Source organism: Pseudomonas sp. QL9, from assembly GCF_041409665.1.
GTDB classification, from domain to species: domain Bacteria; phylum Pseudomonadota; class Gammaproteobacteria; order Pseudomonadales; family Pseudomonadaceae; genus Pseudomonas; species Pseudomonas knackmussii.
In genome coordinates this window covers 1,997,220-2,015,007 of the sequence record NZ_CP166971.1, presented here as the reverse complement: position 1 = coordinate 2,015,007, position 17,788 = coordinate 1,997,220, and the positions used below count along the sequence as shown (strand labels likewise).

Here is a 17,788-nt window from a genome sequence, read left to right as displayed (position 1 = left end):
GGTCTTTTCGTTTGTGAGTACGCCATGGCCATCAAGGAACGCCTGATCCAGCTGACCCTCAAGGCGCGCGACCTGTTCAGCGGCGAGGTAGAGCGCAGCAGTGCCGCCCTGAGCGAACTCCGCTCGGAGGCCGACCGGCTGAAGAAGTCCCTGGAGGACGACAGCCGCGCCCGGTCCTTGGCTCGCAACCTGCGCGATACGCGCGCCGCCACCGATGACCTAGAGCGCGCCTGGCGCACCGCCGAGGCGAACCTGGCCGATCTGACCAGTGAGATCGGCGAAAACGAGACGGCCACTGCCGGCCAGCGGATCGCCCTGCGCGAGGCGCGCAAGACGGCCGAGGATGCCGAGCGCGCCTACAAGCGGAACCAGACCGCGCTGCGCAATCTCTCCGGCGAGCTGAAGTCGCTGGGCGTCGACACGAAGAGCCTGAGCGCCGAAGAGCAGCGCCTTGGTGCGGCGGTCGACCAGGGCAAGACGGCGCTGGCAGAGGCCCGCGCCGAGATGCGCCGCGTTGCTGCGGAAGAGAAGGCCGCAGCGAAGGCGGCCGAGGAGCACCGGCAGCGCGTCGACGGTGTGCGTGGCGCCATGGCCTCCGGTGTGCGCCAGATCGTCGCCTATGCCGCCGCCTTCGTCGGGGTGAATGCCGCGCTGGGGCTGCTCGGTCGGGGCTTCGACGCGATCAAGGGTGGCATCGTCTCGATGCTGCAGACCGGCGACGAGTTCGAGGGCCTGCAGACGCGCCTGACTGCGCTGATGGGGTCGGTCGAGGCTGGCGAGCAGGCGACGGCCTGGATCACCAAGTTTGCCAAGGACACGCCACTGCAGCTGTCCGAGGTCACCGATGCCTTCGCGCTGATGAAGGCCTACGGCCTCGATCCTATGGACGGGACGTTCAAGGCCCTGGAGGATCAGTCGGAGAAGCTGGGCGGCGGTATGGATCGCCTGACTGGCATCGCTACGGCGGTCGGCCAGGCCTGGGCCAAGCAGAAGCTGCAGACCGAGGAGATCCTGCAGCTGGTCGAGCGCGGGGTGCCAGTGTGGGACATGCTGTCCCAGGTCACCGGCAAGAACGTGGTGCAGCTGCAGGACCTGGCGAGCAAGGGCAAGCTCGGCCGCGACGTGATCAAGGAACTGATCGGCGAGATGGAGCGCTCGTCGGCCGGCGCTGCGGCGGCGAACATGAGCCGCCTGAGCGGCCTGATCAGCAACCTGCAGGACACCGCCACCAACTTCCTCAACCGGATCGCCAAGTCGGGCGCGCTGGACTTCGTGAAGGGCAAGCTGGAGGAGCTTGCCGACACCATCGCCGAGATGGACAAGGACGGCAGCCTTGATCGATTGGCCAAGGGCCTGTCGGATGCCTTCGTCCAGGGGGTGGAGAAGGTCGAGCAGTTCATCAAGAAGCTGGGCGAGGTCGACTTCAAGAAACTGACCGACGACAGCGCCACCTGGCTGAGCAACTTCGGCGACAACGTCGACAAGGCTGTCCGGCAGATCCAGCTGGTCACCACGCCGGTGCGGGTGGCGTTCAACGTACTGACGCTGGCCGCTTCGGGCGTCGCGGCGGCGATGACGGGGATCTTCTCCAAGACCTTCAAGGTCATCGCTTCGATGGCCAAGGCGGTGCCGGATGCGCTGGGCGGGGACAAGCTCACGAAGGCCTTCGATACGGCCAGCCAGAAACTTGCCGGCATCGCCTCGGGCGCAGTCGACCAGGTCAAGCAGGACGCGGAAGACCTGAAAAACACCTGGGACAAGCTGTCCGGCGATGTTGCGTCTTCGGCGGAGAAGCAGGCCGAGGCGGCGAAGTCGGGCGCCGAGAAGTCGGCCGCCGCCGCAGTGGATGCCGCCGAGGCGGTGAATCAGGCACTGCTCAAGCTCGCGGAGGAGGGCAAGCTGCGGATCGGTAGCCTGTCCTCGGCGATGGAGCTGATCGCCTCGGCGAAGACCACGCAGCAAGTCGAGGCCCTGCGCGGCGCCCTGCTGAAGGCCTACCAGGACGGTGCGCTCACGCAGGAACAGTTCAGCCAGGCCACCGGCCTGCTCGGTTCGCGCTTGAAGGAGGTGGGCACGCAGGCTGCGGCATCGGTACAGGCGGCAGGGACTGGCGCGGCGAAGGGAGTCGAGACGGCAAACGATGCGCTGATGCGGCTGATCAGCGAGGGCAAGGTGGGCCTCGCCGACATGGCGCAGGCGCTCGACCTGATCAGTACGGCGAAGACGCGGGAGCAGCTGGAGCAGTTCCGCACCGTGCTGCTGAAGGCCTTCCAGGCCGGCAAGCTCTCGCAGGATGACTACGCCAACGCGACCAGCGTGCTCAATGCCAAGCTGAAGGACATGGGCAAGGCGGCCGGCGGCGCTGCCCTTGGGGTGTCTGATCTCAGCGATGGCCTGGAGTCGCTGAAGGATGTGCAGAATGCCATCGCCAGCGCGAAGACCTCCGCCGACATCCAGAACATCCGCACCGCCCTGAACAAGCTGTACAACGACGGCAAGATCAAGGCGGACGAGTTCAATCAGTCGCAGAAGGCGCTCAGCGACAAGATCGCCGAAATGAAGGCGGCCGGCGTCCAGGGCGCCGAGGGAATGGATGCCCTCAGCGAGTCGACCGACAAGGCGACCGACTCGCTGGAGGAGCAGCGCAAGGCTATCGGTGACTCCATGGAGGCGCAGCGCCAGGCGTCCGGCTTCGTGAAGGAAGACATGACCGCCTTCGCGGGCTTCTTCGCCAGCGTGATGACTTCGGCCCGGCAGCCCCTGGCGCAGCTCAGTCAGGAGGCCCTGGCGGCCTTCGACACGATGCGCGGGCTGTCCTCGGCTGACCTGAAGATCGACACCAGCTCGGTCGAGAGCACGACGCAGTCGCTGGAGCGTATGCGCGAGGAGATGGGGCGGCTGCAAGGCGCCGCCTCGCTGCCGGGGGTGTCGTCGCTCGGCAAGTGGGCGCTGACGATGAAGGCCGACAGCGATGCGGTGGCGGTGTCGTTCCTGGAGCAGAAGCGGGATCTGCTCAGTCTGCTCGATGGGTACGACAAGGGCGAGATCAGTGCTGCCTCATTCGTAGAGCAGGCCAAGGCGGCCCGCAACGGCATGAACCTGCTGAACGACTCCGACCTGCGACAGCTGGAAAGCACCATCGACTCGGCTAAGCAGCGCATGGAGCAGCTGTCCAAGGGCTCGCGCGACACCCTGGTGAGCCTGCAGGAGGAGCTGGCCGGCCTGCGCGGCGAGCAGGACGCGGTCGACCGCAGTAAGTTCGCCAGCCGGCAGCGGGATCTGCAGCAGCAGCTCGCGGACGCGCAGGCTGGCGGGGACCTGAATGCGGTGCAGAACCTTATGGAGGCCCTCGGGACGCTCAAGCAGATCGAGGAAGTTACCAACTTCCAGCGGCAGCAGGCCGACCAGCAGAAGCGGGTCGACGCGCAGAACGGAACGTCGGCTGGTGCAGCAGTACCGGCCGCCACGCCTCAGGCGCCGCCCTTCGTGCCGACGCAGATCATCGAACTGCGGACGGCGAGCGGGCCGGTGCGGGTCGCGGTGGACAGCGACCAGAACGCCACTGGGCTGCTGGGGATTCTTGAACAGGCAGGAAAGAGGACCAGCTGATGCCACTGACGCTCGACACCATCGAGCTGGACGACCAGATCGAATGGACCGATGAGTTCGCTTGGGACCCCGTGTCCCAGGATCAGGAGCGCTCCATCACCGGGGCGCTGTTGGTGCAGGAGGGCGTCAAGTTGTACGGGCGCCCGATCACCCTGGAATCCGGCGGCGGCGCCTGGACGCCGCTGTTGGTGGTTCGCCAGCTGGAGGCCTTGCGCGAGGAGCGGCTGAAGGTGATGCAGCTGGTGCTGCCGGACGGCCGGGAGTTCTCGGTGATGTTCAACCGCGCAGACGGCCAGGCACCGCTCGATGCCAAGCCTCTCTGGCGCAAGGTGAATCCCGATTCCGACTGGGACTATGAGATCACCCTTCGCTTAATCACGGTCGCACCGACCGTCACCTGACCCACAGACCCCGCCTAGGCGGGGTTTTTCATTTCTGGCTGGAGTGCTCATGGCAATCAGCAACAGCGACATCAAGCTGCTCAAGTCCCAACGCCTGACCGACGAGGAAGACGGCGGTGGCCGTGCCACCGGCACTGCCGTGGTCGACAGCGAGGTCAACAACCTCTTCCCGGACATCTCGCGCCTGGATCGCACCATCGGCCGGATCAACCTGCGCAAGGCCTTTGCCGGCGTAGTGTCGAGCAATGCCGATCAGTACCTGGGCGCACACGTCATCCTGACCAAGGCCCCGGCCGACCCGCGCGTGTCGGTGTTGCTGTTCGGCGGCACTCAGACCGACGAGCGTGCCGATGCCCGCAACGCCATCGAGTCGTTCGTGGTGCCGGCGGTGCCAGCGGCGTTCGAGCTGCTGGGCAACCAGCTGCAGGGCCAGCGCGCGATTGCCTGCATCCAGCGCGAGGAGCAGAAGCTGCCGGAGATCGGCGAGGTCTATCAGCTGGTGAATGGCTCGCTGTCGCAGTACGTGCGCCTCACGTCGGTGGAGTACCGCCTGGAGTCCTTCACCTACGACTACGGCAATGGCAACTTCGTCAACTTCACCCGCCGCCGGCTCGATCTGGAGATCAGCTCGCCACTGAGCAGCACCTTCGCCGGTGGTACGCCAACCCCGGCCGGCACCGTGGTCGCGGCGAACGTTACCAAGACCCAGGTGCTGACCACTCAGGTGGCGGACGCGGCGCACTATTACGGCATCAGCCCGCTCGCGGAAGCGATCAGCGCGGGCGCGCTGAACGTCAAGGTCAAGTCGGTGTATGCCCAGCTCGTGCCGAGCAGCACCCGCGAAAACGCCCTGATCGATCAACTGGGCGGCTATCAGCGGCGCTTGGTGCTGGCCACCGGCCCGGCCCGGACGCTCAGCCTGACCTTCGCTCTGGTCACTGGCGGCCAGTCGCGCGCCTTCCTGGGCACTGGCTGTGCGCCTGGCTCGCTGTCGCTGACGGTGAACAGCGGCACCTTCGCCGACGACAGCAAAGGTGGCCTGCGCTTCGTCTCCGGCAGCAACTGGATCGTCAGCGGGACCATCGACTACGAGACGGGCGAAATCAACCTAGTGCGCACGGGCACCGGCTATACCGGCGCGGCCAGTGCGACCCATCAGCCGGGCGCCGCGGCGACCGGCGAAACGGTTACCGGGGAGATCCCGATTGACCTGTCCAACCGCGGCTACGTGTACACCCTGAGCCTGTCCGATGCGCCGCCGCTGCCGGGCACGCTGGAGGTCAGCTATATGGCCCTCGGCAAGTGGCAGACCCTGCGCGATCCGGGCAACGGCGAGCTGACCGGGGAGGGCACGGGTACGGTGACCTTCGCCACCGGTTCGGTGTCGCTGACCCTGAACGCGCTGCCGGATGTCGGCAGCTCGGTGATTTGGGCCTACGTCGGCCAGAACAGCGCGGCCTTCACCCAGCGCACCGGCGTCAGCGTGCAGGCCAAGGCGAAGATCAACCGCACGCTGCCGCACCAGGGCCTGCTGCCGGGCTCCTACTCGGCGACCTTCAAGGTCGGTGGGGTGACAAAGACCATCACCGATGCCGGCAACGGCACGCTGAGCGGTTCGGGTGGTTCGGGGGTGATCAACTACGCCGCCGGCACGGTGAGCATGGAGCTGAGCGCGACGCCGGATGCCGGCACCGCGATCACCCATGCCTACCAGCAAGGCACGTTCACCGACAGCCCGCTGGCGGTGACCTCGGACAGCGGCGGCATGTGCTCGGGCACCATCCCCGGCGCCCCGCTGAAACCGGGCAGCGTGCAGATCAGTTGGCTCACCACGCAGCGGCAGTCGGTGCCGGCCATCGACAAGGGCGTCACCAACAGCGGCAACACGCTGCCGGTCTACGATTCGCAGGTGCAGGTGAGCAACACCGTCACCGATAACGGCTCCGGGGCCTGGTCGGGCGGTCGTGCCGGGAGCATCAACTACTCCACCGGCGCCTTCAGCCTGCAGGTCGCCAACCTCTACACCTTCAAGGAGTACACCTACGCCACCAAGAAGAACGGCTTCAAGGCAGACACGCTGCAGCTGGTCACCACCAACACCAGCATGCGCGAGTCGTTCGGCGGCACGCTGACCATCCGCGCGCAGGCCAACGGCCAGAGCTACGGCGCGCAGACCGACGTGCAGACCCTGGCGCCGGTGACGCTCGATCTGCTGCCGGGTATCGCGGAGAGCATCCTGCCGGGCTCGTTGCTGTTCACCTTCGCCGGTGAGACCTACGTCGACCGCTCCGGTGTGTTGTACAAGAACATCAGCAGCACGACGAACGCCGGGGTGGCGGTGGGCTCGGTGGACTACGCCGGGCGCACCGCGACGTTGAGTACCTACGGCGCCGGTGCCGCGTCGGCGGTCACGCTGCTGGCTTGCCTGACCACCAACGCCGGCTTCAGCGTCAACGCGATGACCTTCCGCACGCCGGGGGCGCCGCTGCGCGCGGGAAGCCTGCAGGTCACGGCGGTGCGCGTGGACACCGCGGCAGTGGAGACGGCGACGGCGGATGCCAACGGGGTGTTCAACGGCGCGGTGATCAAGGGCACCGTCGACATCGCTACCGGCATCGTGCGGCTGCGCTTCACTTCGAACCTGAACGACCAGACCGGGGCCAGCGACATCCCGGTGATCCCGATCCTGTTGCGCTACAACGGTGTGGTCTATTCGACCTTGCCGCTGGACGCCAACCTGATCGGCCTGGACCCGGTGCGCCTGCCAGCGGATGGGCGGGTGCCGCAGTTCCGTGAGGCCGACGTGCTGGTGATTCGCCATGTCGCCGAGACGACTGTGACCAGCCCATCGGCCGGCGGAACGGTGAACCTGGCGCGGCAGCAGCAGGCGGCCATCGAGGTCGTGGATGCCAACGGCCTGGCCCTGCGCGCCGCGAGCTACGGCGTGGACCGTGTTCAGGGGCGGGTGACCTGGGCCAATCCTCTGGTGCTGCAGGATGAGTCGGGCAACCCACTGACCCTGCCGCTGGTGATTCAGGACCGGGTGGAGCACATGACCATGTGCACCGAGGTGCAGATCAGCGGTGATCTCGGCCTGGCTTCGCCGGTGCCGTGGAGCCTGCCGGCGAACGAGACGACGGTGTCGAGCGCGCTGAGCTGGGGCGACCTGCAGTCACGCTATCACCACTGGTTTACCCAGAAGGCGTGGAACACCGGTGCACCGAACTGGACGTCCGCGCCTATCGGTGAGACCACCACGGCCAATTACGACCAGCTCAGCTATCCGCCGATCATCACCAACATGGGGGCGATCGACGCGAAGTGGGCTCTGGTGTTCACCAGCGCGTCGCAGTTCCAGGTGGTCGAGGAAAAGCTAGGCGTAATCACCACCGGCAACACGGCGGCGGACTGCGCGCCGATCAACCCGCAGACCAATACGCCGTACTTCACCATCAAGAAAGAAGGGTGGGGGATCGGCTGGGCGGCGGCCAATGCGGTGCGCTTCGACACCGACTCGGCGCTGGGGCCCGTGTGGCTGGCGCGCACGGTGCTGAGCGGTCAGGGCACGGTCGATGACGACCAGTTCCGCCTGCAGATTCGAGGGGATGCTGACTGATGACTGTTCGTGTTTATACGAGCTTGGACACGGGGGCGCCGGCGCTGACCGGCGACCACTTCGACAAGATCCGCACGATCCTGATGGCCTGCCTGGTGACGGGCTATGGCGGCAAGCCAGGTGCTGGATGGACGGTTGGGCACGACATCCCCGCCGGCTTCAGCCTCGGCAACGGTGATGGCTTCGTCAACTATGTCCGCAATAGCTCTGCAGAGTTCGTCGGCATCTACATCATGGAGTCGGTCACCGATGGCACGACAGGCCTGGCGGGTGGGGTGAACCGTCGTTCCGCCTACTGGTACGACGGTTCCTCTGAGACCACCCGCGGATTTCACTATCTGCAGAATTCGTTGATCAACCACTGGATGGTCGTCGCCGACGAGAAAACCTGCATCTATCAAGCGGGGTACGTGACCAGCACCACGTCCGCCAATGCCATTTCGGCCATCACCTATTCGGCGCAGTATTTCGGGCGATACATCAATGCGATGGGGCTGAGCGGTCCCGCGGAGTTCTGTTCAGTCGGCAACGGCTACAACACTTCGGGCAATGGCTGGTTCACACAGGCCTATGGCTGCTGCCTTCGGAATCCCTTCACTGGGGTTGTCGACCAGGGGGCTGCACCACGCTACTTTGCTCCGGGGGCGAACTTCGGCGACTCGCGTATTGCAGGCTTCTATCAGAATCTCCGCGCCAAGGTGTATCCGGCTCGATTGCAGCCTGTTCGCGCTGCTCTGGCGTGCTTCGGGTCGGGGTTGAATGGGGCGACAACCAGCAGCCAGGCCGCGATTGCGGGGTATCTGCGCGGGCTCATCACCGAACCCTGCCTGTCGATCTCGCCACTGTCTGAAGTGCTTGTGACGCTGGGGTTGACCAATACCTGGCAGGGCCGAGTAAGGCCTATCAACATTCCGGGCGGGCGGCAGTGGCTGCCGATTTTCGGGTATACCCAGGACCTGGGCTTCTTCGCGAGCCTAGATGCGGCGGACTGGGGGTGAGTCATGATCTACGTTGACCCTGTAATTATCCCCTATCCGCTGACGTTGGCTCTGCGCACGCTCTCGGTGCGGCTGACGCGCGATGGAGAGGCGACCGCTACGCCGAAGCTGGCGATGCTGCTGTCGCCTGACACTCTGACGGTCCGGGCACTCTTCATCTGCCGGGATGTGGCGTCGGCATCGCAGAAGTTCCTGTCGACAGCTGTCGATATTCCCCATTTGCTGCTGGCCAAGGACGAGGTCGCGCCGGCGCGTGCTGCCGCTCGCTATCCCGTGATCAGTGAGGACGTTGTGCTGACAATGGACCTCAACGACGGATCGGGTAGCGGTGGCGGGACTCCGGCAGGACTGTTGGCGACGGTGAAAGTAGACGGTGTGCCGGCTAACCGGGACATCGTGGCGCTTGAGCGAGTGCCCAGTGGCGAGTGGCGGGTGGCGGGGTTTGGCGCCACGGTGGCCGGCGATCTAGACATGGATCTGCGCGTTGCTGGCTCCGGCCAGGTGTACGTCGTGGCGATGGATGCCTGGGGGACCGTGTTCCAGCCGTCGCTGAACGTCGCCGAGGGCGACCTGATTCGGCCCACGGTCTTCATGGGCTGGATCTATCGGATCACCCAGGTCGGGCAACTGCCCGCTGCGGAGCCATCCTGGTGGGATGACAGCCTGCTGGGGCCGCAGCCGCTGGGTACGGCGCGCGCCGAGGTTCACCGCTACTACCCGCCGCAAGGGCGCGGCCCCATTCCTGTGGAGTTCACCTAATGCTGACCCATGACGCAGTGGCGGGCTGGAGCAAGGCCCGCCGCCAGTTCGATCCTGAGCGCCGCTCGATGTGGGGGACGGTAGCCGCGAAGGAAGTGGCCCCCGCAGCACCCTGGGGCCAGGGCGAGGAGCGGAGCGCCTCTCTGGCTGCCCGCTGGGACACCGTGGCTGCGGCCGATCAAGGGCATGGATCAAGCTGGGATGAGGGAAGCGGCCTCGACGCGGCCGGCGGCTGCAGCTGGGGCACCGTCGCGCTGAAGGACCTGGCCCAGCGCCTGGGTTGGGATCACTCGATCAAGCGGCAGGACGTCCGCCTACGGCTGATCTACAACCCGAAGCCGGCGCGCAAGGACACCGCCAGTGGGCAGGCCTGGTTCCGCAGCGATGAGCTGGGTCAGCGCTTCGATGCGGCAGCCGAGCGAGCCGCCAGCCTCTACATCCCGAAGGCCGGAGTGGTGGAGTTCTCCTTCTCGGGAGAGCGCTACATCCCCAGTACCACGGCTGCAGTGTTCTTCGACTTCCGCTACACCGCACGGCCGCATGCCATCCAGCCGGTGGACAGCGGCACGGTGGTGCGCTTCACCCCGGCGCGGATCATCGACCAGATGCGCACCATGCCGTGGGGCTGGGGCACGCCGACCGACCCGAAGCCGACCGGCATCGTTTACCCGGACTACCCGGGGCCTGTGGTGGTGATCGATCCGCCGCAAGAGCCCGACATTCTGGAGACCTACATGATCGCCAACACCGTGACGCTCACGGTGCTGCCCAGCGGCACGCCCCTGGATGCCACCAACATCCGCATCGGCCTGGACATCGACAGCTTCGCCTGGACCTTCTCTGCGGATCTCTTCGGCCGCACCTCGCTGAATCTGGTGCTGCCGGATGCGGACGGCCCGAAGACCCTGGAGCTGACAATCAATGGCTGGGTGTGGCGCTTCCTGATGGAGCGCTACAGCGGCAGCGGCAAGCACCCGAGCGAGCGCTACTCGATCAGCGGCGGCAGCCGCACGCAGCTGCTGGCAACGCCCTACGCGCCGAAGCGCAGCGGGATGAACGCCTCGCAGGTGAACGCGCGCAACGTGGTCGACGACCAGCTGGAGTACACCGGGTTTTCCGCCAGCTGGGACACGGTGGCCATGGGGCCGCCGGACTGGACGCTGCCGGCCGGCGCCTTCAGCTACACCGACATGACGGCCATGGAGGTGATCCACCGCCTGGCCGAGGTGGCGGGCGGCATCGTGCGGCCGGGACTTGCCGACGACTCCCTGACTATCCTGCCGCGCTACCGGGAGGCGACCTGGTTCTGGAGCACGGCGGTGCCTGACTGCATCGTGCCGGCGGAGATCGTCGCGGAGTGGGGCAGCGAGTGGAGCCCACAGCCGCAGTGGAATTTCGTCTACGTCAGCGGCACCAACTACGGGGTCAGCGTGCAGGTGCGCCGCGCCGGTACGGCCGGTGAAGAGCCGGCGCCCGATGTCATGGATGACTGGATGACCGGGACCGACGTGGGCCGCTCGCGTGGGATCTGCGAGCTGTCCAAGGGCGGCAGCCAGGCCATCGAGACGCGGCGCATCCCGCTCTTCGAACTGGGCGGCAGCGCACCGGGGCTGGTACAGCCGGGCATGCTGGTGGAGTTTCGCGACCCCGACGCCACCTGGCGCGGCCTATGCCTGGGCTGCGATATCACCGCTGAGGGCGTCGGGGCAAGCAAGGTCTGGCAGACGCTGAAAATCGAACGCCACTACGGGAGCAACTGATGGCTACGGTGAACCCCTGGAAACGCTTCATCGGCCTGCTGCCGGGCGGCGCCAAGACGGTCGGGGAGGTGGTCAGCGTCGACACCGCCGCCGGCACCAGCGTGTTGCAGCTGCGCACGGGCAGCCAGGTCGTCGCGCGTGGCACCAGCGTGGCGGCCGGGCAGATCGCCTTCCTGGTCGACGGCCAGGTGATGGGGCAGGCGCCGGACTTGCCGCAGTACGACTTCGAGGTTTGATCAGGCGACGCTGATCAGCATCCCGTGTCGGTAGTGCAGGCGCTGCTGGCCTCGCTTCAGGGCCAGCGGCTCGCGGGCTGTGATCCGCCAGCCCTGGCTCAGTAGATCGTCGACGTGTGCGCGCAGCCCGCGCAGCTTCCGTTGTTCCTTCATCGGTCGCCCTCCTGTTGGCGGCCGAAGGATAGCAAATTTCAGCCACCCGGCCCGCCTAGCGCGGGCCTTTTGCTTTCAGGAGATAGCACTATGCCGATGCTCTCTGCGGCCGCTGCAGGCGGCCAGAATGTGCGCGCCTTCCTCGACATGCTCGCCTGGTGTGAAGGGACGAGCATTAGCCCGGCGACGAAGAATGACGGTTACGACGTGATCGTGACCGGCGTAAACGGTCTGCCGGAGGTCTTTACCGATTACAGCGACCACCCGTTCGCTAAGGGGCGCCCGAGCAAGCAGATCAACCGCAAGGGCCTGACCTCGAACGCCTCGGGGCGTTATCAGTTCATGCTCAAGGACTGGGCGCACTACAAGGGGCAGCTTGGCCTGCCCGACTTTGGCCCGGGTTCGCAGGATCGCTGGGCAATCCAGCTGATCCGCGAGTTCCGTGCGCTGGACGACGTGAAAGCCGGTCGCATCCGGCAGGCCATCGCGCGATGCGCGCCGCTGTGGGCCAGCCTCCCAGGCTCGAATCAGAAGGATCAGCGCATGCGCTCGCTCGATGACTGCATTCGTGTGTATCGCGCGGCTGGCGGGGTGATGGCATGAGCCGAGCCACCCTAGCTGCGGGCGCGCTATCCGTGCTGATCGCGTTCGGATGCGGCTACTGGTTGGCCTGGTCGTGGCGTGGCAGCACTGCCGCAGCGGATATTGCGGCGGTTCAGCTGCAGTTCGAGAAAGAGCGCGGCCAGATCAGCCAGGAGGTGGCTGTCGAATTGGCCAAGCGCGAGAAGCAACGCCAGGAGCTGCAGCTGCAGTTCGACGGCATCGATCAACAGCGGTACGGAGAGTTACGCCATGCGCAGGAAGTTAATGACCGGCTGTCTGCTCAGCTTGCTGCTGCTCAGCAGCGGATGCGGGTCCCAGTCGTTGCCGGTAGTTGTGCCGGCGGCGGAATGTCCACCGCCGGCAGCGGCACCGGCTTGGATGATGGAGCCCAGTACGCCGAACTTCAGCCAGCGGCTGCAGCGGATCTTGCCCGTCTCGCTGCCGACGCAGATGCCTGCGCCATAAGGCTGAGTAGCTTACAGGCATGGTTCAGGGCGCTGGGTAATAAAAATTAGCTGATTTAGCTCTGGAGGCTCTTGACTGGCTTTGCTAGAATGCCTTTCCCCAATGCACACACGCTGCAACAGATCCCCAGCACAGCGTTTGCGGAGCAAACGCTGTGCTGGGGATCAGGTGCAGCCTAGTGGCACCTCGCAATTGATTTTTTCAATGAACCTATGTCGCGCGTTGGTGTTTAAATCAGTAACAGCTACATTCCATTTGTAGCGTTCGCATGTAAGGGCTAGCTGGCTCGCAAGCATGCGGATTCCCAGGCTGGGCATTGAAACTGTACGTACTCACCACGCGCTGCGTGGTTTTTTGCGCCCTAAATAAACGATTCAGTCTGGGGTGGGGTTCGGTGGTACCGGACCTAAGATGACAGGCAGAGCCTGAGGAGAAAAAATATGTCGAAGGCAAAAGTCGTGAGCTTTGAGGCGTTTGCTGCCCGTCGACACGATATCAACGCCAAAGGCGCTTTCTTCGAGATGCTTGACGCTGATATCAAGACCAATCCTGGGCGTATTCAGCCGATCCCTCGTAGCATTTTCGATGAGATCGATGAGATCCAGAAGCTCGCGGAAGCGAATCGTCAGCGTGAATTGCTTGAGGGCTAATCGTTGACGGAACGCGCGGTAATGGTTGAGAACGGGTGGGCCCTTTATGCCCACCCTTTCTTTTTGACGCGGCTAGTCGATATCGTCAAAGCGGTACGGAAGCTGATTGAGAGCGATCCCACTGGATTTCATCATCACCAGGACTTCAAATTCTTTGAAGCGATTGTGAGCAATATCAGGGTGAACGTGCCTGCAAACCCGGCGCATCCCTCTTTCAGGCAAGGCAGCACCTTGGGGCGGAAGTATCAGCATTGGTTCCGTGTGAAAAGGCACAGCTTGCCGAATCGCTACCGGCTGTTTTTCCAGTTCATGTCGCAGGCGCCGAAAACGATCATCTACGCATGGATAAATGACGAGACCTGTATCCGGCGTGATGGTGATCGACGCGATGTCTACGAGGTTTTCAAGGCGATGCTAGCGAGCGGGAAAATGCCCAACAGTTACGACGACTTGTTGGCTGCTTGCGGCGCGCTCGCTATTCCCTCGCTCGCTGCATCAGACGATAGGGAAGGCTGAGGTTTTTGCTATCAATCACTCGATGAGGTGATAGTCGGGGCGCGTCCTTGGGTCGAGGGTGGCGCCTCCGCAGTTGGCTCCCTTCAGTGGCGGTTGTCCAGGTAGGAACACCAGCTGTTCGCGCTCGAAGGCGTAGGACAGGGCCTGCATGGTCACCCTTCGCAGAGGTCGCGCCCTCTGCTCCAGATCTCGGATCGCCGTAGGCGATACTCCAGACTTGAACGCCAACGCCTCGATGCTCCAGCCAAGCATTGCCCTGGCTGGAGCGCAGTGCTCCGCCGAGAAGCTGAGGGGGAAGTCGTCCGACCGCATCATCGCGGTCATGATCGCTCGTACTCGCTGTTGTCGAACTTTCTGAATATCTACGATGTTCTCCGTCATCATCTGCTCCATTCTTCAGTTGTCCTGAATCCAAGGCCTGCGCACTGCGTGCAGTCCTCCCGAATCGCAAAACTATCCCCGCACGCCGGGCATATTCGGAACCTTGCCAGCCTTATCCGAAGGGCTAGGATTCGCATCCGTGCCTGATCCCCCGCTTCCCGCGCAACGGCGAATGCATCAAGCGCAAGCCGAAATGTGTCCGCATCGCTGATCGACTCGACCAACTTCCCCTCGACGTATCGCCCTCTCTCTACCAGCTTCACCTGATGCCCCTGCAGGTCAGTCCATACAAGGCCGTCGATGTAGCCAAGGAAGGTGGCTGGTGTATGGCTGTACATCGCCAGCCTTCCATCATCGTGATAGGTAATCCGCCCGATGATTCTGCTGTGCTCATTCTCTTGCGACAGGAGTGTCCCGCGCGAGACAAAGCCTGGTGGCTCTGCCCCGTCTTCTGCTGCCATGTCGTATACGCTGGCCAGGTGGTAATGCTGATGCGCAAGCTGCTCTAACGCTGCCATGTGTGCGGCCTCTGCTGCCTCGTACATCTCCACCGCTTCAGCCTCGCCAACTGCTCCAGCGGCAACGGCCTGGCGGACGAGCGCACTTGTGGCTTCCAAGTAGCCTGTCGGCGAGGTCAGGCGCAGGCGATGGTCGTCGAGAGTTCGACGCCAGGCGATGAGAGCAGGGTGAGGCATGTGTCAATGGAATACTGTTTTTATATACAGTATATCGAGGGCGTGGCAAGTTGCTAGGTGTGGTTCCGCGGCGGGTCGAGAGGTGTGCCAAACGGGCATGCAGGCCGCGTCTACTCGATATAGTGATATTGCACCGTGCCTCTGTGGTGGGCTACTGTTCCGCCCATAGCTAAGAGAGACGGCTACTTTGATCCACCTCCGCAGCATCATCACCTCCCTGATCAAGGCTTTCGCCCGTTGGCGCTGGCGCGCCTGACTCATCTCCTGCCGGCTTCGGTCGGGTCTTAATGCTGTTCCGCCCTGCCATTGGCGTAATGCCTAGCCCGTGTTCCCCAGTGCGAGAAAAAGTGGGTATATGTGCGGGTATCAAAAAGGGCGAGTTGCGGTGAAAGCTAAAGAAATCAATAGGTTAAAGCTAAAATGCTGCTGATGATCGACAACTACGACTCCTTTACCTACAACCTGGTGCAGTACTTCGCCGAGCTGAAGGCCGACATCCACGTCATTCGCAATGACGAGCTCAGCGTCGACGAGATCGCCGCGCTGAAGCCCGAGCGCATCGTCCTTTCGCCCGGTCCGTGCACGCCCAACGAAGCCGGTGTGTCCCTTGAGGTGATCGAGCGCTTCTCCGGCAAGCTGCCGCTCCTGGGCGTTTGCCTGGGCCACCAGTCCATCGGCCAGGCTTTCGGCGGTGATGTGGTGCGTGCGCGCCAGGTCATGCACGGCAAGACCAGCCCGGTTTACCACCTCGACCAGGGCGTCTTCACCGGCCTCAACAACCCGCTGACCCAGACCCGCTACCACTCGCTGGTGGTGAAGCGCGAAACTCTGCCGGATTGCCTGGAAATCACCGCCTGGACCGCCCACGAAGACGGTTCGATCGACGAGATCATGGGCCTGCGCCACAAGACCCTGAACGTCGAGGGCGTACAGTTCCATCCCGAATCCATACTCTCCGAGCAGGGCCACGAGATGCTGGCCAACTTCCTCAAGCAGCAGGGCGGGGTGCGCGCATGAACATCAAGGAAGCCCTCGATCGGGTAGTCAACCAGCTCGATCTTTCCACCGAGGAAATGCAGGCGGTCATGCGCGAGATCATGACCGGTGGCTGCACCGACGCGCAGATCGGTGCCTTCCTCATGGGTATGCGCATGAAGAGCGAGACCATCGACGAGATCGTCGGTGCCGTGTCGGTCATGCGCGAGCTCGCCGACGGCGTGAAGCTGAAGAGCCTGGACAATGTGGTCGACGTGGTCGGCACCGGTGGCGACGGCGCGAACATCTTCAACGTCTCCTCGGCATCGGCCTTCGTGGTCGCCGCTGCCGGAGGCAAGGTGGCCAAGCATGGCAACCGCGCGGTATCCGGCAAGAGCGGCAGCGCCGATCTGCTGGAGGCTGCCGGCATCTACCTGGACCTGAAATCCGAACAGGTCGCGCGCTGCATCGAGAGCGTCGGCGTGGGTTTCATGTTCGCCCAGGTCCACCACAAGGCCATGCGCTATGCCGCGGGCCCGCGCCGTGAGCTGGGCCTGCGCACCCTGTTCAACATGCTCGGCCCGCTGACCAACCCGGCCGACGTGAAGCACCAGGTGGTCGGTGTGTTCAACCAGGCGCTGTGCCGCCCGCTGGCCGAGGTGCTCAACCGCCTGGGCAGCAAGCACGTGCTGGTGGTGCATTCGCGTGACGGCCTGGACGAGTTCAGCCTGGCCGCCGCTACGCACGTTGCCGAACTCAAGGACGGCGAAGTGCGCGAGTACGAAGTGAAGCCGGAAGACTTCGGCATCCGCAGCCAGACCCTGATCGGCCTGACCGTGGACAGCCCGCAGCAATCGCTGGAGCTGATCCGCGATGCCCTTGGCCGTCGCAAGACCGAGGCCGGGCAGAAAGCCGCCGAGCTGATCGTGCTCAATGCTGGCGCTGCGCTGTACGCGGCGGACCTGGCGACCTCGCTGCACGAAGGCATGCAGCTGGCCCATGATGCCCTGCACACCGGCTTGGCCCGGGAAAAGATGGACGAACTGGCGGCCTTCACCGCCGTTTACCGAGAGGAGAATGCACAGTGACTGTGCCTACGGTTCTGCAGAAGATTCTGGCCCGCAAGGCCGAGGAAGTCGCCGAGCGTCGCACCCGTGTTTCCTTCGCCGAGCTGGAGCAGCAGGCGCGCGCCGCCGATGCCCCGCGCGGTTTCGCCGCGGCCCTGCTGGCGCAGGCTGCACGCAAGCAACCGGCGGTGATCGCCGAAGTGAAGAAGGCTTCGCCGAGCAAGGGCGTCCTGCGCGAGAACTTCCAGCCAGCGGAGATTGCCCGCAGCTACGAAGAGGGTGGGGCGACCTGCCTGTCGGTGCTCACCGATATCGATTTCTTCCAGGGTGCCGACGCCTACCTGCAGCAGGCGCGTGCGGCCTGTTCGCTGCCGGTGATCCGCAAGGACTTCATGATCGACCCCTACCAGGTGGTCGAGGCCCGTGCCATCGGCGCCGACTGCATCCTGCTGATCGTCTCGGCGCTGGATGACGTGCGCATGGCCGAACTGGCCGCGGTGGCCAAGGAGCAGAACCTCGACGTACTGGTCGAGGTGCACGACGGCGAGGAGCTGGAGCGCGCGCTCAAGACCCTGGACACCCGCCTGATCGGCATCAACAACCGCAACCTGCACACCTTCGAAGTGAGCCTGGACACCACCCTCGACTTGCTGCCGGAAATCCCGCGCGATCGCCTGGTGGTGACCGAGAGCGGCATCCTCAACCGCGCCGATGTCGAGCTGATGGAAGTCAGCGAGGTCTACTCGTTCCTGGTAGGCGAGGCCTTCATGCGCGCCGATGAGCCGGGCACCGAGCTGCGCCGCCTGTTCTTCCCCGAGCGCCGTGGCGTAGTACTGGGCGCCGACCCGGACTGAGTCACGCGAAAATAAAAAGGCCCGCGAATCAGACTGTGTGAGAACACGCT

17 protein-coding genes are annotated in these 17,788 nt (G+C 64.4%); 14 read left to right on the top strand and 3 right to left on the bottom strand.

Features of this window, described 5'->3' with window-relative positions; genetic code table 11:
- Window positions 1-24: 24 nt before the first annotated feature.
- From ACA097_RS09530 to ACA097_RS09500, 7 genes are read left to right on the top strand one after another with little or no spacing between them, the layout of a single operon-like run.
- Window positions 25-3,609, top strand: coding sequence for a tape measure protein (locus ACA097_RS09530; RefSeq protein WP_371369955.1), 3,585 nt, complete (start codon window positions 25-27; stop codon window positions 3,607-3,609).
- Window positions 3,609-4,010, top strand: coding sequence for a hypothetical protein (locus ACA097_RS09525; protein WP_371369953.1), 402 nt, complete (start codon window positions 3,609-3,611; stop codon window positions 4,008-4,010). The genes ACA097_RS09530 and ACA097_RS09525 overlap by 1 nt, the downstream gene beginning before the upstream one ends.
- Before the next feature lie 49 nt (window positions 4,011-4,059).
- Window positions 4,060-7,626: a hypothetical protein gene (locus ACA097_RS09520; protein ID WP_371369951.1), complete on the top strand. Its 3,567-nt coding sequence runs from the start codon at window positions 4,060-4,062 to the stop codon at window positions 7,624-7,626.
- Window positions 7,626-8,624 carry a hypothetical protein gene (locus ACA097_RS09515; RefSeq protein ID WP_371369949.1) on the top strand — a complete coding sequence of 333 codons (999 nt, stop codon included), beginning with the start codon at window positions 7,626-7,628 and terminating at the stop codon, window positions 8,622-8,624. The genes ACA097_RS09520 and ACA097_RS09515 overlap by 1 nt, the downstream gene beginning before the upstream one ends.
- A 3-nt stretch (window positions 8,625-8,627) precedes the next feature.
- Complete coding sequence (locus ACA097_RS09510) at window positions 8,628-9,383, top strand: hypothetical protein (RefSeq protein ID WP_371369947.1); 756 nt, start codon at window positions 8,628-8,630, stop codon at window positions 9,381-9,383.
- Entirely contained in the window at window positions 9,383-11,143 is a 1,761-nt protein-coding gene (locus tag ACA097_RS09505; protein WP_371369945.1) for a hypothetical protein, read from the top strand. Before ACA097_RS09510 ends, ACA097_RS09505 begins: the two co-directional genes overlap by 1 nt.
- Entirely contained in the window at window positions 11,143-11,379 is a 237-nt protein-coding gene (locus ACA097_RS09500; protein WP_371369943.1) for a hypothetical protein, read from the top strand. Before ACA097_RS09505 ends, ACA097_RS09500 begins: the two co-directional genes overlap by 1 nt.
- On the opposite strand, the gene ACA097_RS09495 is transcribed toward ACA097_RS09500, so the two are convergent.
- Window positions 11,380-11,532, bottom strand: coding sequence for a hypothetical protein (locus ACA097_RS09495; RefSeq protein ID WP_371369941.1), 153 nt, complete (start codon window positions 11,530-11,532; stop codon window positions 11,380-11,382).
- Between the two features lie 90 nt (window positions 11,533-11,622).
- On the opposite strand from ACA097_RS09495, the gene ACA097_RS09490 reads away from it, so the two are divergent.
- The 4 genes from ACA097_RS09490 (at window position 11,623) to ACA097_RS09475 (ending at window position 13,766) form a co-directional block, all read left to right on the top strand.
- Window positions 11,623-12,135 carry a glycoside hydrolase family 104 protein gene (locus tag ACA097_RS09490; RefSeq protein WP_371369939.1) on the top strand — a complete coding sequence of 171 codons (513 nt, stop codon included), beginning with the start codon at window positions 11,623-11,625 and terminating at the stop codon, window positions 12,133-12,135.
- Window positions 12,132-12,650, top strand: a complete 519-nt coding sequence (locus ACA097_RS09485; RefSeq protein ID WP_371369937.1) for a lysis system i-spanin subunit Rz — start codon at window positions 12,132-12,134, stop codon at window positions 12,648-12,650. Before ACA097_RS09490 ends, ACA097_RS09485 begins: the two co-directional genes overlap by 4 nt.
- A 390-nt stretch (window positions 12,651-13,040) precedes the next feature.
- Window positions 13,041-13,250, top strand: a complete 210-nt coding sequence (locus ACA097_RS09480; RefSeq protein ID WP_371369935.1) for a hypothetical protein — start codon at window positions 13,041-13,043, stop codon at window positions 13,248-13,250.
- A gap of 21 nt (window positions 13,251-13,271) precedes the next feature.
- Window positions 13,272-13,766: a type II toxin-antitoxin system YhaV family toxin gene (locus tag ACA097_RS09475; protein WP_371369933.1), complete on the top strand. Its 495-nt coding sequence runs from the start codon at window positions 13,272-13,274 to the stop codon at window positions 13,764-13,766.
- A gap of 15 nt (window positions 13,767-13,781) precedes the next feature.
- Here the strand turns inward: ACA097_RS09475 and ACA097_RS09470 are convergent, their stop codons facing one another.
- Both ACA097_RS09470 and ACA097_RS09465 read right to left on the bottom strand, forming a co-directional pair.
- Window positions 13,782-14,159, bottom strand: a complete 378-nt coding sequence (locus tag ACA097_RS09470; RefSeq protein WP_371369931.1) for a helix-turn-helix domain-containing protein — start codon at window positions 14,157-14,159, stop codon at window positions 13,782-13,784.
- A complete protein-coding gene (locus tag ACA097_RS09465) occupies window positions 14,147-14,764 on the bottom strand; it encodes a hypothetical protein (RefSeq protein WP_371369929.1) in 618 nt (205 codons plus the stop codon). The genes ACA097_RS09470 and ACA097_RS09465 overlap by 13 nt, the downstream gene beginning before the upstream one ends.
- A 498-nt stretch (window positions 14,765-15,262) precedes the next feature.
- On the opposite strand from ACA097_RS09465, the gene ACA097_RS09460 reads away from it, so the two are divergent.
- Genes ACA097_RS09460 through trpC form a run of 3 tightly spaced genes read left to right on the top strand, consistent with a single transcriptional unit; the run spans window position 15,263 to window position 17,738 of the window.
- Window positions 15,263-15,859 carry an aminodeoxychorismate/anthranilate synthase component II gene (locus ACA097_RS09460; RefSeq protein WP_371369927.1) on the top strand — a complete coding sequence of 199 codons (597 nt, stop codon included), beginning with the start codon at window positions 15,263-15,265 and terminating at the stop codon, window positions 15,857-15,859.
- A complete protein-coding gene (trpD, locus tag ACA097_RS09455; RefSeq protein WP_371369925.1) occupies window positions 15,856-16,905 on the top strand; it encodes an anthranilate phosphoribosyltransferase in 1,050 nt (349 codons plus the stop codon). Before ACA097_RS09460 ends, trpD begins: the two co-directional genes overlap by 4 nt.
- The gene (gene trpC / locus ACA097_RS09450; RefSeq protein WP_371369923.1) at window positions 16,902-17,738 is read left to right on the top strand and encodes an indole-3-glycerol phosphate synthase TrpC; all 837 of its coding nucleotides are present in this window, start codon (window positions 16,902-16,904) and stop codon (window positions 17,736-17,738) included. Before trpD ends, trpC begins: the two co-directional genes overlap by 4 nt.
- Window positions 17,739-17,788 lie beyond the last annotated feature (50 nt).

What these genes read in the sequence shown, in the direction of transcription:
- ACA097_RS09530 (WP_371369955.1), top strand. Translation starts at nt 25, where the DNA reads ATGGCCATCAAGGAACGCCTGATCCAGCTGACCCTCAAGGCGCGCGAC.
- ACA097_RS09525 (WP_371369953.1), top strand. Translation starts at nt 3,609, where the DNA reads ATGCCACTGACGCTCGACACCATCGAGCTGGACGACCAGATCGAATGG.
- ACA097_RS09520 (WP_371369951.1), top strand. Translation starts at nt 4,060, where the DNA reads ATGGCAATCAGCAACAGCGACATCAAGCTGCTCAAGTCCCAACGCCTG.
- ACA097_RS09515 (WP_371369949.1), top strand. Translation starts at nt 7,626, where the DNA reads ATGACTGTTCGTGTTTATACGAGCTTGGACACGGGGGCGCCGGCGCTG.
- ACA097_RS09510 (WP_371369947.1), top strand. Translation starts at nt 8,628, where the DNA reads ATGATCTACGTTGACCCTGTAATTATCCCCTATCCGCTGACGTTGGCT.
- ACA097_RS09505 (WP_371369945.1), top strand. Translation starts at nt 9,383, where the DNA reads ATGCTGACCCATGACGCAGTGGCGGGCTGGAGCAAGGCCCGCCGCCAG.
- ACA097_RS09500 (WP_371369943.1), top strand. Translation starts at nt 11,143, where the DNA reads ATGGCTACGGTGAACCCCTGGAAACGCTTCATCGGCCTGCTGCCGGGC.
- ACA097_RS09495 (WP_371369941.1), bottom strand. Translation starts at nt 11,532, where the DNA reads ATGAAGGAACAACGGAAGCTGCGCGGGCTGCGCGCACACGTCGACGAT.
- ACA097_RS09490 (WP_371369939.1), top strand. Translation starts at nt 11,623, where the DNA reads ATGCCGATGCTCTCTGCGGCCGCTGCAGGCGGCCAGAATGTGCGCGCC.
- ACA097_RS09485 (WP_371369937.1), top strand. Translation starts at nt 12,132, where the DNA reads ATGAGCCGAGCCACCCTAGCTGCGGGCGCGCTATCCGTGCTGATCGCG.
- ACA097_RS09480 (WP_371369935.1), top strand. Translation starts at nt 13,041, where the DNA reads ATGTCGAAGGCAAAAGTCGTGAGCTTTGAGGCGTTTGCTGCCCGTCGA.
- ACA097_RS09475 (WP_371369933.1), top strand. Translation starts at nt 13,272, where the DNA reads ATGGTTGAGAACGGGTGGGCCCTTTATGCCCACCCTTTCTTTTTGACG.
- ACA097_RS09470 (WP_371369931.1), bottom strand. Translation starts at nt 14,159, where the DNA reads ATGGAGCAGATGATGACGGAGAACATCGTAGATATTCAGAAAGTTCGA.
- ACA097_RS09460 (WP_371369927.1), top strand. Translation starts at nt 15,263, where the DNA reads ATGCTGCTGATGATCGACAACTACGACTCCTTTACCTACAACCTGGTG.
- trpD (WP_371369925.1), top strand. Translation starts at nt 15,856, where the DNA reads ATGAACATCAAGGAAGCCCTCGATCGGGTAGTCAACCAGCTCGATCTT.